17 protein-coding genes are annotated in these 15,067 nt (G+C 62.6%); 7 read left to right on the forward strand and 10 right to left on the reverse strand.

The window, feature by feature from the left end; all coding sequences use genetic code 11:
* Positions 1–164: 164 nt before the first annotated feature.
* On the reverse strand, positions 165–761 hold the full coding sequence (locus tag GOX53_RS15550; RefSeq protein ID WP_171177899.1) for a hypothetical protein: 597 nt from the start codon (positions 759–761) through the stop codon (positions 165–167).
* Between the two features lie 203 nt (positions 762–964).
* Entirely contained in the window at positions 965–3,310 is a 2,346-nt protein-coding gene (locus tag GOX53_RS15555; RefSeq protein ID WP_171177901.1) for a DNA topoisomerase IV subunit A, read from the reverse strand.
* Positions 3,311–3,511: 201 nt separating this feature from the next.
* On the opposite strand from GOX53_RS15555, the gene GOX53_RS15560 reads away from it, so the two are divergent.
* The 4 genes from GOX53_RS15560 to GOX53_RS15575 all read left to right on the forward strand — a co-directional run bounded on the left by GOX53_RS15560 (position 3,512) and on the right by GOX53_RS15575 (position 5,909).
* A complete protein-coding gene (locus GOX53_RS15560) occupies positions 3,512–4,144 on the forward strand; it encodes an SH3 domain-containing protein (RefSeq protein WP_254446585.1) in 633 nt (210 codons plus the stop codon).
* Positions 4,145–4,213: 69 nt separating this feature from the next.
* Positions 4,214–5,041 carry an SDR family NAD(P)-dependent oxidoreductase gene (locus tag GOX53_RS15565; protein WP_171177903.1) on the forward strand — a complete coding sequence of 276 codons (828 nt, stop codon included), beginning with the start codon at positions 4,214–4,216 and terminating at the stop codon, positions 5,039–5,041.
* A 91-nt stretch (positions 5,042–5,132) separates the two neighbouring features.
* Positions 5,133–5,333 (forward strand): twin transmembrane helix small protein, encoded by a 201-nt coding sequence (locus tag GOX53_RS15570; protein ID WP_171177905.1) that lies wholly within the window; start codon positions 5,133–5,135, stop codon positions 5,331–5,333.
* A gap of 3 nt (positions 5,334–5,336) precedes the next feature.
* A complete protein-coding gene (locus GOX53_RS15575; protein WP_171177907.1) occupies positions 5,337–5,909 on the forward strand; it encodes a cob(I)yrinic acid a,c-diamide adenosyltransferase in 573 nt (190 codons plus the stop codon).
* Between the two features lie 146 nt (positions 5,910–6,055).
* Here the strand turns inward: GOX53_RS15575 and GOX53_RS15580 are convergent, their stop codons facing one another.
* Positions 6,056–6,427, reverse strand: a complete 372-nt coding sequence (locus GOX53_RS15580; protein WP_171177909.1) for a VOC family protein — start codon at positions 6,425–6,427, stop codon at positions 6,056–6,058.
* Positions 6,428–6,635: 208 nt separating this feature from the next.
* On the opposite strand from GOX53_RS15580, the gene GOX53_RS15585 reads away from it, so the two are divergent.
* The gene (locus GOX53_RS15585; RefSeq protein ID WP_171177911.1) at positions 6,636–7,394 is read left to right on the forward strand and encodes an electron transfer flavoprotein subunit beta/FixA family protein; all 759 of its coding nucleotides are present in this window, start codon (positions 6,636–6,638) and stop codon (positions 7,392–7,394) included.
* Positions 7,394–8,320, forward strand: a complete 927-nt coding sequence (locus GOX53_RS15590) for an electron transfer flavoprotein subunit alpha/FixB family protein (RefSeq protein ID WP_171177913.1) — start codon at positions 7,394–7,396, stop codon at positions 8,318–8,320. The genes GOX53_RS15585 and GOX53_RS15590 overlap by 1 nt, the downstream gene beginning before the upstream one ends.
* A 66-nt stretch (positions 8,321–8,386) precedes the next feature.
* On the opposite strand, the gene GOX53_RS15595 is transcribed toward GOX53_RS15590, so the two are convergent.
* A complete protein-coding gene (locus GOX53_RS15595; RefSeq protein WP_254446586.1) occupies positions 8,387–9,214 on the reverse strand; it encodes a DUF6473 family protein in 828 nt (275 codons plus the stop codon).
* A gap of 154 nt (positions 9,215–9,368) precedes the next feature.
* On the opposite strand from GOX53_RS15595, the gene GOX53_RS15600 reads away from it, so the two are divergent.
* Positions 9,369–10,244: a 3-hydroxybutyryl-CoA dehydrogenase gene (locus GOX53_RS15600; protein ID WP_171177915.1), complete on the forward strand. Its 876-nt coding sequence runs from the start codon at positions 9,369–9,371 to the stop codon at positions 10,242–10,244.
* Positions 10,245–10,380: 136 nt separating this feature from the next.
* On the opposite strand, the gene GOX53_RS15605 is transcribed toward GOX53_RS15600, so the two are convergent.
* Genes GOX53_RS15605 through GOX53_RS15630 form a run of 6 tightly spaced genes read right to left on the reverse strand, consistent with a single transcriptional unit; the run spans position 10,381 to position 15,046 of the window.
* Positions 10,381–11,268: a lysophospholipid acyltransferase family protein gene (locus tag GOX53_RS15605; protein WP_171177916.1), complete on the reverse strand. Its 888-nt coding sequence runs from the start codon at positions 11,266–11,268 to the stop codon at positions 10,381–10,383.
* A 40-nt stretch (positions 11,269–11,308) separates the two neighbouring features.
* A complete protein-coding gene (locus GOX53_RS15610) occupies positions 11,309–11,578 on the reverse strand; it encodes an HPr family phosphocarrier protein (RefSeq protein ID WP_171178198.1) in 270 nt (89 codons plus the stop codon).
* A gap of 17 nt (positions 11,579–11,595) precedes the next feature.
* A complete protein-coding gene (locus GOX53_RS15615) occupies positions 11,596–11,988 on the reverse strand; it encodes a PTS sugar transporter subunit IIA (protein WP_171177917.1) in 393 nt (130 codons plus the stop codon).
* Positions 11,985–12,866, reverse strand: coding sequence for an RNase adapter RapZ (gene rapZ / locus GOX53_RS15620; protein WP_171177918.1), 882 nt, complete (start codon positions 12,864–12,866; stop codon positions 11,985–11,987). The genes GOX53_RS15615 and rapZ overlap by 4 nt, the downstream gene beginning before the upstream one ends.
* Positions 12,863–13,285 carry an HPr kinase/phosphorylase gene (locus GOX53_RS15625; protein ID WP_371810327.1) on the reverse strand — a complete coding sequence of 141 codons (423 nt, stop codon included), beginning with the start codon at positions 13,283–13,285 and terminating at the stop codon, positions 12,863–12,865. Before GOX53_RS15625 ends, rapZ begins: the two co-directional genes overlap by 4 nt.
* Positions 13,286–13,336: 51 nt before the next feature.
* Positions 13,337–15,046, reverse strand: a complete 1,710-nt coding sequence (locus GOX53_RS15630; RefSeq protein WP_171177919.1) for a sensor histidine kinase — start codon at positions 15,044–15,046, stop codon at positions 13,337–13,339.
* Positions 15,047–15,067 lie beyond the last annotated feature (21 nt).

A 15,067-nucleotide genomic window follows, 5' to 3' on the forward strand; every position in this document is an offset into this window, starting at 1 on the left:
CAACCGTGCCAATGTTCACGTGCGGTTTCGTACGCTCAAACTTTTCCTTTGCCATTCCTCAGGCGCCCTTTTGCGGTTTGGGGGACCCTTGGTCCCGGTTTGTATCTGCGCGCGCGGAATATTTGGTTCAAAGGGGAAAATCAAGCACATCCTGTATCAAAGCGTTAGCTCTGCGCCGGATTCTGCGTGACTGCTCCGTCCTGCAAGGTGGTGGAGGCATCGGGCCGGGGGTCGAACCAGCCGTTTTTCTTGTGTTCCTCGGCAAACCACTCTTCGACCCGGTCGGCCACCTTCAGGGCCAGCCCGGCCATCTGCTCTTCGCGGGTTCGCGCATGGCCGGAACCCACCACAGCGCTTTCGCTGGTGGTGTCTTCCAGAACCTGGATCTGATGTGCCTTGGCTAGGTATTCCTTTTGCGCGACATCATAGACGTTCACCAGAACGATGGCGGTGCTTTTCGGCGAGAACAGCACCGGCACGCCGGGCGGGGCCAGCATGTAACCTTCGAGGCTGATGCCGATATCGATTTCCTGCGACCCCTCGTACCGGCCCAGCCGGACATCCACCGCGTTCTGGATGGCAGCGGTCCATTCGTCCGGCGTGGCATCGCGCGACACCGGGCCCTGCACCGCCTTTTCGGCATAGGCGTAGTTCACACGCAGCTTGAAGGCGCCCAGATCTTCGGGGGCCTCGTTCACTTGGGTCTGGGTGCAGGCCCCAAGCAGGGCAAGGCCGGTCAGCAGGGTCAGAATACGGATCATCGTTTTTTCTCGATATGCCTCGGTTTCAGAGGATGTACCGCACCGACGCGGCCCGTGCCAAGCCGCATCGGCGGAAATCCCCGGACCGCTGCGGCGCGGTCACTATAGCGTTTCGGGAAACATTTGAATCGCCAATATCCTGCCGCGCTTCGCGCTCTCGAGGCATTGGCGATAACGATGTTTCAGGTATTCCCCGAAACGCTTTAGAACTTGTAGTCGCGGGGGAAGCCGTAAGGCGGACGCTTGCCCACGCTGGCGCGCTTGGACAGCCATTGCGACAGGTCGGTTTCATGCCGGGTCTTGTCGCCGCCCATGGACCATTTCAGCCCCTCTTCCAGATTGAAGGTGGTCACGTCCGACAGGCCGCCATCCAGCTCCAGCGCGCCCTGCTTGCCGCGCGCCATGTTGTATTTCTGCAGCCGCACGCCTTTACCACGCGTCATCTCGGGCAGTTCGGCGACCGGGAAGACCAGGAACTTGCCGTTCTGCGACACCACCGCCACGTGATCGCCCGCGACCGGTTTGCAGATCAGCGCCTGTTCGTCGCCCTTGACGTTCAGCACCTGTTTGCCGGTCCGGGTCTGGGCCACCACGTCCTCTTCGGGCACCACAAAGCCGTTGCCCGCATCGGAGGCGACCAGCAGCTTGCGGCCCGGCTTGTGGATCAGGATATCGACGATCTGTGCCTCGTTCGGCAGGTCCACCATCAGGCGCAGCGGCTCGCCCATGCCCCGCCCGCCGGGCAGGTTGGCGGCGCTGACCGTGTAGAACCGCCCGTTCGAGGCAAAGACCAGCAACCGGTCGGTGGTTTCGGCGTGGAAGATGAAACGCGGGCCGTCGCCGTCCTTGAACTTCAGCTCGCGGGTCAGATCGATATGGCCGGTCATCGCCCTGATCCAGCCCATCTGCGAACAGACCACGGTGATCGGCTCGCGGTCGATCATCGCCTCGAGCGGCACCTCTTCGACCTCGCCCGCCTCGGCAAACCGGGTGCGGCGGGCGCCGCCCTCGTAGTTCTTGCCGAAGGTTTTCCTGGTCTCCTTAAGCTGCTCGGCAATCTTGGCCCATTGCAGGCCCTCGTCGGCGAGCAGGTCTTCGAGATTGGCGCGCTCCACCATCAGCGCGTCGCGCTCGCGGACCAGTTCCATCTCTTCGAGGCGGCGCAGGCTGCGCAGGCGCATGTTGAGGATGGCGTCGACCTGAACCTCGCTGAGTTCGCCCTCGCCCGGTGCGGGTGAGACGTAGTCGGCCTCGCTGGTGGCGCGGACATGGGTGATGCCCCATTCCTCGCGCATCAGGGCCGCCTTGGGATCGTCATCATAACGGATGATGTCGATCACCCGGTCGAGGTTGAGGAAGGCGACGATGAACCCTTCGAGCACCTCGAGCCGGTGGTCGATCTTGCCCAGACGGTGGCGCGAGCGGCGCAGCAGCACCTCTTGCCGGTGATCGAGGAAGGCCCGCAGCACCTCTTTCATCGAGCAGACCTTGGGCGTCACCCCGTCGATCAGCACGTTCATGTTGAGCGAGAACCGCACCTCGAGATCCGAGTTGCGGTAGAGCGTGTTCATCAGGACGTCCGGATCCACGTTCTTGGAGCGCGGCTCAAGGATCAGACGGATGTCGTCGGCGGATTCGTCACGCACATCGGCGAGGATCGGGATCTTCTTGGTCTGGATCAGCTCGGCGATCTTTTCGATCAGCTTGGATTTCTGCACCTGATAGGGGATTTCGGTGACGACGATCTGCCACTGGCCGCGGCCCAGGTCCTCGACATCGTATTTGCAGCGCAGCCGGAAAGACCCGCGCCCGGTGCGATAGGCCTGTGCGATATTCTCGGGTGGTTCGACGATGACGCCGCCGGTGGGGAAATCCGGACCGGGCACGTAGTTCAGCAGCGTGTCGTCACGCGCGTCCGGCGTCTTGATCAGATGCAGGCAGGCGTCACACAGCTCGGCAATGTTATGCGGCGGGATGTTGGTTGCCATACCAACGGCGATGCCGCTGGAGCCATTGGCCAGCAGGTTCGGGAATTGTGCGGGCAGCACGACCGGTTCGGTCAGCGTGCCGTCGTAATTGTCGCGGAAATCGACGGCGTCCTCGTTCAGACCCTCCAGCAGCGCTTCGGCCACGATGGTCATCCGCGCCTCGGTGTAGCGCGAGGCCGCCGGGTTGTCGCCGTCGATATTGCCGAAGTTGCCCTGCCCGTCCACCAGCGGGTAGCGGACGTTGAAATCCTGCGCCAGACGCGCCATCGCGTCATAGATCGCCGCATCGCCGTGCGGGTGGTAGTTACCCATCACGTCGCCCGAGATTTTGGCCGATTTGCGGAATCCGCCCCCGGAACTGAGTCGCAACTCACGCATGGCGTAGAGGATTCGCCGGTGCACCGGTTTCAGGCCATCCCGCGCATCCGGCAGTGCCCGGTGCATGATGGTGGAAAGCGCATAGGTCAGATAGCGCTCACCAATCGCCCGGCGCAGCGGTTCTGCCACCTCGCCACCGCCTTCAGGGACCTTCATGTTGGGGTCATCCACGATATCATTCATAGATGATGTGATACGCCGACCGGGCGCGCGGGTAAAGCGAGCAACGCGCATTTTGCTGGGGACAAGTTAGCCTTTTGCAACAACGGGGAGGCAAGATGCGGTTTTTCCCCGTTTTTCGACTTGGGGCCCGGCCTATGGTAACATCTCATCGTTAGATTCTGCGAAGTGCTTTCTTAGTACGATTATCCGGGGGGATACGCCATGAAGCGTATTATTGTTGTTTCCTTCGCCTTTCTCGGCCTGGTTTTCTATGAAATGAGCGGCGGTGCCGATTTTGAGCCACGTGGTGTGCGTGCGCCCAAAGCGGAGCGTGTCGCAAAGGCGGCGCCACCGAAAGTGACGCCGGCGCCGGTCACCGTCAACGCCGAAACGCTGGTGGCAAAAGACGCCATCGAAGTGGCTACGGAAGTTAGAGCCCAGCCCGAGCCTGCCGAGCCGTCCATCAGTCAGGAGGAAGGCATTGCCCGCCTCGCGCAAGCGGCCTCGGGGCTGAGCAGCGGGCTTACGTTGTTTGACGAGAACGCCGGCAGCATCACGCTGGCCTCGCTGGAACAGGGCGGCGCGGCGCTGCAACAAACGGCGGTGGCCACGGAACCTGCCGCCGAACCGGCGGCAGTCGTCGAACCTCAGCCGGATATCCGAGAGGTCATGGGCACCCGCGTGAACATGCGCGACGGGCCGGGCACCATCTATCCGGTGATCGCGCGGCTCAATATCGGCCACAAGGTCGAGATCATGGACGATTCCGGCACCGGCTGGCTGCGCCTGCGTGTGTTGCCGGAACAACAGGTCGGATGGATTTCCGCCTCGCTCATCAGCAAAAAGGCAAACTGACGTCGGGCCCTCGTTGCCCTGCACCATGCCCCGCAATAGCAATGTGCAGGGACTATCTTTGGGATCGACATGCAGAAATCCATTCTCATTACCGGCTGTTCGTCGGGCATCGGGCTGGACGCGGCGCATGGGATGCGCGCACGCGGCTGGCGCGTCTTTGCCTCTTGCCGGCAGCAGCGCGATTGTGACCGGCTGCGAGCGCAGGGGTTTGAGAGCCCCCGCATCGACTATACCGACGCCGAAAGCATCCGCACCGGTCTGGCCGAAGTGCTTGAGGCCACCGGCGGCACGCTGGATGCGCTGTTTAACAACGGCGCCCACGGTCTGCCCGGCGCGGTCGAGGATGTGCCCACCGAGGGTCTGCGCCATATTTTCGAGACCAATGTCTTTGGCTGGCACGAACTGACCCGGCAGGTGATTCCCGTGATGCGGGCGCAGGGACATGGGCGAATCGTTCAGAACTCGTCGATCCTGGGTTTCATCGCCTTTCCCTGGCGCGGCGCCTATGTGGCCACCAAATACGCCATCGAGGGGCTGACCGACACGCTGCGGCTTGAGCTGCGCGACACCGGCATCAAGGTCATCCTGATCGAGCCCGGCCCGGTCACCTCGAAACTGCGGGAAAAGGCGATCCCGATCTTTGAGCGCTTCATCGACTGGGAAAACTCGGCGCTGCGCGAGAAATACGAAAACTCCCTGCTCAAAAGACTTTACGAGGATTCGGGGCCGGACAGGTTCGAACTCCCGCCCTCGGCAGTGACCGACAAGCTGGCGCATGCGGTCGAGGCCCGCCGTCCCCGCTCGCGTTACTATATCACGACCCCCACGTATATTGCGGGGTATCTGCGCCGCATCCTGCCGACCGGCGTGATCGACAGCATCCTGTCGCGGGTCTGATCCTGGGTCCGAGACGAAATTAGCGGTTCGCTTTTGCGCGCCGCGCCGCTAGATCAGGTCCAACGCAACCTACAACGTGAACGAGGGCTTTATGGACCTTCTTCTTCTGGTCTTGCTTCTGGCCATGGCGGCTGTCGTCGCCGTTCTGGTCATCGGTATCGGCGGCTTCGCCAAGGGCGGGGAGTTCAACGCCAAGTATGGCAACAAGATGATGCGGCTGCGGCTGCTGTTCCAGTTCATCGCCGTGGTGCTGATCGTGCTCTACGTCGCGTTGCGCGGGATGGGAGGCTGACGGATGGTTGTTCTCAACAAGATTTACACCCGCACCGGTGACAGTGGCAAAACCGCCCTGGGCAATGGCGAGCGGGTGGCAAAATACTCGGGCCGCGTGACGGCCTATGGCACGGTGGACGAGTTGAACTCATTCGTCGGCGTTGCGCGGCTGGAGGCCGAGGGAGAGATGGATGCAGCCCTGTCGCGCATCCAGAACGACCTGTTCGATCTGGGCGCCGATCTCTGCCGCCCCGACATGGACAAGGATGCCGAGGCCGACTATCCGCCCCTGCGCATGGCCCCGGCCCAGATCGAGCGGCTTGAGGCCGAGATCGACACGATGAACGCGGATCTCGAACCGCTGCGCAGCTTCATCCTGCCCGGCGGTGCGCCGCTGGCCGCACATCTGCATGTGTGCCGCACCGTTTCGCGCCGGGCCGAACGGCTGGCGGTGGAACTGACCAATATGGAGCCGGTGAACGTGGCGGCGGTGACCTATCTCAACCGCCTCAGCGACTGGTTCTTCGTCGCCGCGCGGGTCGCCAATAACGGCGGCAAGGACGACGTCTTGTGGGTTCCGGGGGCGAACCGCTGACAAAGTCAGCGGCGGACTGTCCAGTGGACAGTCCGGCCCCCGGAAGGGCGGAGCCCCGGGTGTCGAATTAAGCAAAGATCATTGGTGCAATCAGCCACTGAGCATTCAGTCAAACGCTGAATGTTGTTCACGCGGCAAGCACGATTTCAACGCGCCACCGGCTCCCACAATTCAATCGGGTTCCCTTCCGGGTCGTTGAGCCATGCAAAGCTGCCATTGGGATATGGCGAGTCCGGATCGCGCCTCACCTCGATCCCCGCGGACTCAAGTTGCGCAATCATGGCCTCAAGATCACGCACCCGGAAGTTCAGCATGAACTGCTTTTCCTTGTTCCCGAAATACTCGGTCACCTTGTCGAACGGCGCAAACACCGTCTCGCCCGCCTCTTGCTGCCAGCAAGGCGTGTCATAGTCCTTGGGAACCAGATCGATCCCGAGGTGCCGACAGTACCATTCGGCCAGCCCGGCTGTATCTTCGGCCCGAAAGAAGAAGCCGCCAAATCCCAGAACCTTTTCCATCTGCGCCACCTTTTTTGAAGGAATCCATGGCGCCGAGCCTAGCATTCCCCACCCCGATCCGCTGCAAATCGCTGAAACGCGACGTCCCGGGACCATGACGTGACGATTTTGCCCTGTTGCGAGTCGCCCTGACCGGCTATCAAGCGCGGCGAGAGCATTGGTGGAGTCGCGACGCGGCTTGCCGTTTTTGTAAGGAGCATACGCAAAAATGAAGGTACTTGTGCCTGTCAAGCGCGTGATCGACTACAACGTGAAGGTTCGCGTGAAGGCGGACGGGAGCGGAGTTGATCTCGCCAATGTGAAAATGTCGATGAACCCGTTCGACGAGATCGCGGTGGAAGAGGCGATCCGCCTGAAAGAGGCCGGCAAGGCCGATGAGGTCGTGGCCGTTTCGATCGGCGTGAAGCAGAGCCAGGAAACCCTGCGCACCGCGCTGGCCATGGGCGCCGACCGCGCCATTCTGGTTGTGGCCGCCGATGACGTGCATCAGGACATCGAGCCGCTGGCGGTTGCCAAGATCCTGGCCAAGGTGGTCGAGGAAGAGCAGCCCGGCATCGTTCTGGCGGGCAAGCAGGCGATCGACAACGACATGAACGCCACCGGCCAGATGCTGTCGGCCCTGCTGGGCTGGAGCCAGGGCACCTTTGCCTCGGAGCTGGACATTGAAGGCGACAGCGCCAAGATCACCCGCGAAGTGGATGGCGGGTTGCAGACCATCTCAGTCAAGATGCCGACCATCGTGACCGTCGACCTGCGCCTGAACGAGCCGCGCTATGCGTCGCTGCCCAACATCATGAAGGCGAAGAAAAAGCCGCTGGATGAAAAAACCGCCGCCGATTACGGCGTCGACGTCACTCCGCGTCTGGAAGTCGTCAAGACCGAAGAGCCGCCGGCACGTGCCGCGGGTATCATCGTGGGCTCGGTCGACGAGCTGGTCGAGAAACTCAAAGAAGCGGGGGCTGTGTAATGGCTGTACTTCTTCTTGCCGAGGTCAATAGTGGTGAGCTGTTCATGGACGCGACCGCCAAGGCCGTAACCGCCGTCAAAGGTCTGGGTGACGTGACCGTTCTGGCCGCAGGCGGTTCTGCCGCTGCTGCTGGTGAAGCCGCTGCCAAGATCGACGGCGTGTCCAAGGTTCTGGTCGCCGAGGACGCCTCGCTGGGTCACCGTCTGGCGGAATCGACTGCTGCGCTGATCGTGGGTCTGGCCGATGGGTACGAGCACATCGTTGCACCTGCGACCACCGACGCCAAGAACGTGATGCCGCGCGTTGCGGCCCTGCTGGACGTGATGGTGATCTCGGATGCCTCGGGCGTGGTCGATGGCTCGACCTTCGAGCGTCCGATCTATGCGGGCAACGCGATCCAGACCGTGAAATCCTCCGACGCCAAGAAAGTCGTCACCATCCGCACCGCCAGCTTTGACGCGGCAGGCGAAGGCGGCTCGGCCCCGGTCGAGACCATCTCGGTCGGCAACAATCCGGGCCTGTCGGAATGGGTCGAGGACAAGGTGGCCGAGAGTGACCGCCCCGAGCTGACCTCGGCTGGTGCAGTAGTGTCGGGCGGCCGTGGCGTCGGCTCGGAAGAGGATTTCAAGCTGATCGAAGGTCTGGCCGACAAGCTGGGTGCCGCCGTTGGCGCCTCGCGTGCCGCCGTGGATTCGGGCTATGCTCCGAATGACTGGCAGGTGGGTCAGACCGGTAAAGTCGTTGCCCCCGATCTCTATGTCGCCGTCGGCATTTCGGGCGCGATCCAGCACCTGGCAGGCATGAAGGACTCCAAGGTGATCGTTGCAATCAACAAGGACGAAGAGGCACCGATCTTCCAGGTTGCCGATTTCGGACTGGTCGCGGATCTGTTCCAGGCCGTGCCGGAACTGACCGAGAAACTGTAATGCCAAGCCGGGCTGAAGCCCGGCCTACGCAGAAAATCCAGGGCCCGCCCAATCGGCGGGCCTTTTTTAATCCAGATCCAGCAGTGTTTTGCAGATTCGTTCGGCAATCGCGTGATGCGTCACCGGCCCGATCATGTGTTCCGCCACAGGCTGCTGCATCGTACCGAACAGCATGTCCCCCAGCTCATCTGAATCGCCGGACGCCCGCACCGGTATCTCGATCGCGACGGCACACAGATCCTGCAACGCGGCCACCATCCCGGCATCCACCAGAAAGGGCTCGGGCCCCAGATCGCCACCCTGCTCTTCGGCCAGCGGCCCCTCATATTGCAACCAGAGCAGCACGGCGGGGTGTTCCAACCCGGCCAGCAGATGATGCATCCGGTCGATCCAGGCCCGGCGCAGTTCCTCGCACACTTCGGTGAAGCGCTCATCCGACAGGGCCAGCAGGTGGGCCAACAAGTGTCGGGTGAAATGGAACTCGGTAAAATCCACCTCGGGGTAGAGCCGGGTCAGAAACTCGGACGGCTCCAGAAACCGGTCATTGCGACGGGGATGCACCCGGTAGAGCCTGTTCGAGAGGTTATGCGCCCCGGTTAACTGGATCACGCACCGCTCGGCCTCCTGCGCCATGTGCATCAGTTCGGGATCCTGCGCCATCGCCTCCAACCCGCAACTGACGCTGCCGAGATTGACGCAGGTCATCCCCAGCCGGTCATCCAGTACCGCCGGAAACGGATTCTCCACGAACCGGCCAAAGGTGTCCGTCCCACCGATACAGGCGACATAAGGCGCATCAAGCGCCCGCCTCGGCCCCCGAAACAACAGTTTCGACGCCCCGTAACGGCACACCGGCTCCTCTGGCCCGTCCGGGCCCGGCTTGCAATAACTCATGTCACGCACCCTTTCGCCGCCATGTTGCCGCCGCAATGCTTGTGATTTCGCTAATGCGCGCATTTGAAGCAAATCCGACCCGACCCCGCCCCTTGCCGCCGCCCCCGACCTGCCGGTAATGTCCCGGCAACCCGCGAGAAAAGGCATCAAAGCAATGGACATACAAAAGGTCGGAGTGATCGGCGCAGGCCAGATGGGCAACGGGATCGCTCATGTGATGGCGCTGGCGGACTATGACGTGCTGCTGACCGATGTCAGCCAGGAAGCCCTGGATCAGGCCATCGGGACGATCGAGGCCAACATGGCGCGCCAAGCCTCACGCGGCAAGATCACGGACGCGCAAATGCAGACCGCGCTGGGGCGCATCACAACAACCCTGAACCTGCCCGAACTGGGCCAGACCGATCTGGTCATCGAGGCCGCGACCGAGCGCGAGGCGATCAAGCAGGCGATCTTTGAAGACCTCCAGCCGCACCTGCTGCCGCATACGATCCTGACCTCGAACACCTCGTCGATCTCGATCACCCGCCTGGCCAGCCGCACCGACCGGCCCGAGCGGTTCATGGGGTTTCACTTCATGAACCCGGTGCCGGTGATGCAACTGGTCGAACTGATCCGTGGCATCGCCACCGACGAGGACACGTATAACGCCTGCAAAACGGTCGTGGACAAGCTGGGCAAGACCGCCGCCAGCGCCGAGGATTTCCCGGCCTTCATCGTCAACCGCATCCTGATGCCGATGATCAACGAGGCGGTCTATACGCTTTACGAAGGTGTCGGCAGTGTCCAGTCCATCGACCAGTCGATGAAGCTGGGCGCCAACCACCCGATGGGGCCGCTGGAACTGGCCGACTTCATCGGGCTGGACACGTGTCTGGCGATCATGAACGTGCTGCATGACGGGCTGGCGGACACCAAGTACCGGCCCTGCCCGCTGCTAACGAAATATGTCGAGGCCGGCTGGCTGGGCCGCAAGACCGAGCGCGGCTTCTACGACTATCGCGGCGAGGTTCCGGTGCCCACGCGCTGATCGCTTCTTCTCGCTGAAAATACGCAAATCCCCGGGCCTGCAACATGCGGGCCCCTTCCCTGACGTCCGACGACAACCAAAGGCACCAAATCAGGAAACGAGCGCGCCGAAGGCGCTCAATTTGGGAACTGCCCCGTCAGCTGCGCAGCGACAGCGTGTGTTCGCGCAGCCAGGCCATAAAGCCGCGCGGATCGCGCTCCAGCATCTCCATGTCCTGCTCCGACACAGGATCACCAATAACGGGCGCCTGCGGCTTTTTGCACGACCGTACGATCTCGTGCAGCAACAGCCCCTGCCGCAGGATCGGTGAGAGCTGATTGGCGATCTGATAGGCGCGCGAGTTCCGGCCGGGGAAGTAGATCGGCACCACCTGCGCCCGCGAGCGGCGGATCATCTGGGCCGTGAACACGTTCCATTCCCGCTCGATGGGCGGACCCCACCAGCTGTCGGATGACATCACCACACCCGAAGGGAACAGCGCCACCACGCCGCCCTCTTTCAGATGCGCCATGGCCTTGGCGCGCATGTCGACCATCTTGCGCTGGGCATCGGGATCATGCGGAAAGGGCACCGGGATCATGAATGACGTGGCGGCCTCGTCCAGGCCGGTCAGAACCGAACGGGTGAGGATGCGGTAATCCTGCCGCGTGCGCCCGATCAGTTCGGCAAGGATCATGCCGTCGACCATGCCGTGCGGGTGGTTGGCAACCACCACGACCGGGCCCTCTTTGGGAATGCGCGCAATCTGTTCGGCCGGGGTCAGCAGGTCGATGCCCATGATCTTGAGCGCACCACCCCAGAACTTCTGGCCGCGATACAGCTCATTCTGCTTTTCAAAGCGGTTGACCATGCGCAGGATGGTCAGCTTGCCGGTCAGCCACTCGATGGTGCGGATCGCGGTCGCCGTCCAGCGGTCATCGAAGGAATTCGCGTAGGTCAGCGTACGGCGGTCGTAAATCTCGCCCTGAGGGGCGGCGTCACCGACCACCGGGCCTGCCTTGTTATCGTGAGCGGTTTCCGCCAAACTTGGTCTTCCCGTTCTTCGCGTCACAGTGGCGGTGCGCTCAGAATCCTTCGCCGAACTTGTCGTTCACCAGAGTCTCCAACGCTTCCGCCAACGCCTCAGCATCCGGGCCGGACGTCTCGACGTCAATAGTGGTTCCGCGCGACGCTGCCAACATCAAAAGGCCCATAATGCTGTCGCCCGATGCCGAAAGCCCGTCCTTCGAGACCTCTGCCGTCGCGTCAAACCCTTCGACCACTTCAACGAGCTTGGCCGAGGCGCGGGCATGCAAGCCCTTCTCGTTGATGATTTTCAGGCTTCGGTTGACCATTTTCAATCTGTTCGGTGTCATTCAAGCGTCACATTCTGTGCGTTAATGTACTTCCTGCCCGCCTCCATGGCATAGCGTACAGCCTCTGCAACCGGAAGATGTCGGCTCTTGGCCAGCTTGATCAGCATCGGCAGATTCGCGCCGTAGAGAATCCGACGGTCGGGCGGCGCGCAGGCCCGCAAACTCAGGTTCGAGGGGCTTCCTCCGAACAGATCGGTAACAACCACAACGCCGTCGCCGTTATCGACCTCATCGGCGGCAGCGCAGATTTCCTGCTGTTTGGCATCGCGGTCATGGTCCGCCTCGATGGCGACGGCCGCCAGTCCGGGCTGCTGGCCAACAACATGCTGCATCGCGGCCAGGTATTCCTGGGCCAGCCCGCCATGCGCTACGATCACTATCCCGATCAATCCGGCCTCATATCAGCTGAGCGACGTTCCACTTCGCGGTGCCTAATTGACACCCGCTGCCCTTCCTCTGCAAGGGCCTTTGCGACCGCCTCGGCCAGGGCCACCGACCGGTGTTGCCCGCCGGTACACCCGAAGGCCACCGAAAGATGCGCCTTTCCTTCGGCCCGGTAGGCGGGAAGAAGCATCCGCAGCAGGTCCACCACGCGGTCGAAAAAGGGCAAATAATTCGGATCGGCGCGGACATATTCGGCCACGTCGCGGTTGCGCCCGTCTGCCATGCGCAGTTCGGGCTTCCAATAGGGGTTGGCCAGAAACCGGCAGTCGAACACCATGTCCAGCCCGCGCGGCAGGCCGCGCTTGTAGGAAAAGGATTCGATGGACACCGCCAGATGCCGCCCCTCTTCGGGCGCAAACCAGCGTTCGACCTCTTCGCGCAGCTGGTGCACGTTCAGGGCGGTGGTGTCAATCAGCGTATCGGCCACTTCGCGAATCGGCTGCAGCAACTCCTTTTCCTGCCGGATTCCTGCCTGCGGGCTGGCGCCTTGTGCCATCGGGTGGCGCCGCCGGGTTTCCGAGAACCGGCGCAGCAGCACCTCTTCGCTGCAATCAAGATAAAGCGTGGTCAGGTCCAGATGCTCGATCCGGCTGAGATGCGCCACCAGTTCCAGAAAGCCGTTGGTGGAGAAATCCCGGTTGCGGGCGTCAATGCCCAACGCCATTGGCCGTTGTGCGTCGGGCGCGTCGAGCAATGGGCTGAGCAGGCCCATGGGCAGGTTGTCGATGGCCTCGAACCCCAGATCTTCAAGGACGTGGATCGCGGTCGAACGTCCGGCGCCCGAGGGGCCGGTGACCAGTACGATGCGTCGTTGCGTGCTCATGCGGTGGGCCATTCGGGGCTGACGCGCCCTGCCTTGAGAAGTTGAACCAGAGACGCCGCAAAATGTGGGCCCTGAACCGCGCGAAGCAAGGGAACAGATTGCCTCAGGAGGCGGGTTTTGTGCCACTCGGGCAGGCGGGCATCTTCGGTTCTGTCCAGATCGACCACATAGGACAGCGGCACAGGGTCAACTGCGGTGGCGCGCAACAGGCCCACACCGCGCGCCTCGATCAGACCCGTTATCGCTTCGGGCGCGCGGGCCATGACCTGCTTGCCATCCGTACTCAGCTCGACCCGATCATCGGCGACCAGATCGGCACCATAGCCCATCATCGCCAGCGCCAGAGCGGATTTCCCGGTTCCCGAAGCTCCGGCGATTAACAGGCCCTTGCCCGCGACGCACACGCAGCTTGCGTGCACTATGGCTGTATCGCAATCGATTGCTGAGGACAGGGCGCGCGGGCCCACGGTTCAGACCGGCAGGCCTACGACGAAGCGCGCGCCCAGCGGGTCCGAGGTGATGTCGGCTTCGGTCGGGCGGATGTTCTCGGCCCAGATCACGCCGCCATGCGCTTCGACGATTTGTTTCGAGATAGCCAGACCAAGGCCCGAATTGTTCCCGAAATGCTCGGCCGGGCGCTGAGAATAAAAGCGCTTGAAAATCTTGGCCAGTGCTTCGTCCGGGATGCCGGGGCCGGTGTCTTCGACAACCACCAAAACGCGGTTTGCCCGCTGCCGCACCCAAACGCGGATCGCATCGCCTTCCTCGCAGAACGAGGTGGCATTCGTGATCAGGTTGACGAACACCTGCGCCAGCCGCGCCTCCAGCCCGGTGATAACGATGGGTCCCGAGGGCATGTCGGTGATGTAGTCGATCCCCTTGGACCGCGCATCCTCGCCCAGGAACTGGCCCAGATTGCCGAGCATTTCCAGCAGGTCGAAGGCTTGTTCGTCCTCTTTCACCAGTTCCGCATCCAGCCGCGACGCGTTCGAGATGTCGCTGACCAGCCGGTCGAGGCGGCGCACGTCGTGTTCGATCACGTTCAGCAGCTTGTCGCGCTGATCGTCACGCTTGACCACGCGCAGAGTACCAACCGCCGATTGCAGACTGGCGAGAGGGTTCTTGATCTCATGCGCCACATCCGCCGCGAACTGTTCGTTCCCATCAATCCGGTTGTAAAGCGCCGAGACCATGCCACGCAGTGCCCGGCTCAGGCGGCCGATTTCGTCCGGGCGCGCCGTCAGGTCAGGGATGCGAATGCGGCCCGGATTGATCTGCTGGGTCTTGCGGTCATTGCCAAGCTCCGCCGCCGCGGCCAGATCGGCCAGCGGGTTCGCGATTGTCGAGGCCAACACAAGGCTCAGCCCGACCGAAACCAGCAGGGCGACGATGAACATCTGCAGAATGCGCTCCTGTTCCTGCCGGGCCAGCGCTTCGATTTCACCTGCCGGACCGGCCATGGCGACCACGCCAATCGGGATGTCGCCCTGCAGCACGGGTGTGGCGGCCACGATGACGGTATCGCCCACCGCATCGTTGAGCACCTGCACCTGAGCGCCGCGCTCTATCGCCGCCGGAACCAAGGCGCCCACCTGATCCGCAAGCGCTGGCGACAACCGGAGCGCCGAGCCGCTGAACACCGAAGACACCCCGGTCCAGACCGCGTTCAGCCCGTCGCTGATAAGCGTTCTGCCCACATCCGGGCGGCGGAACGAAGAGATTTCCGGGACCTGGCTGCTGCCGCGCGCCCATCCCGCCAGCGCGCCTGACTGGTTGAACACAAAGACCTCAACCCCGTCCCTGAGGCTCAATCCGGCCAGCGTGGCCTCGATATCCAGATCGACACTGGCGGCCAGATCGACCGGATCCGTGCCCCTGATCTGAGCCTCGAACACGTTGCTGACAAGTTCGGTTTCGCTGACCAGGGCGCTGGCCCTCTGCAGCACTTCGCCTTTGCGGGAATCGTCGAGATAGAGGATGCCCGCGACCAGGATGATCAGGGCGATCAGGTTGAAGGTGATGATCTTGCGCGCCAGCGGTGACCCGCGCAGGGCAAACAGATTGCGCCGCGCACGCTTCACCTGCAGCTCGGAGGACATCACATCCTCAGGAATGACCCAGTCATCACCAAGAACGACATCCCCGTCGCGCGGGTTGTTCACTGATCCGGTATCGCGCACCAGACCCCCTTTTAACCTCCG

The organism is Ruegeria sp. HKCCD8929 (assembly GCF_013031405.1).
Lineage (GTDB): Bacteria > Pseudomonadota > Alphaproteobacteria > Rhodobacterales > Rhodobacteraceae > Ruegeria.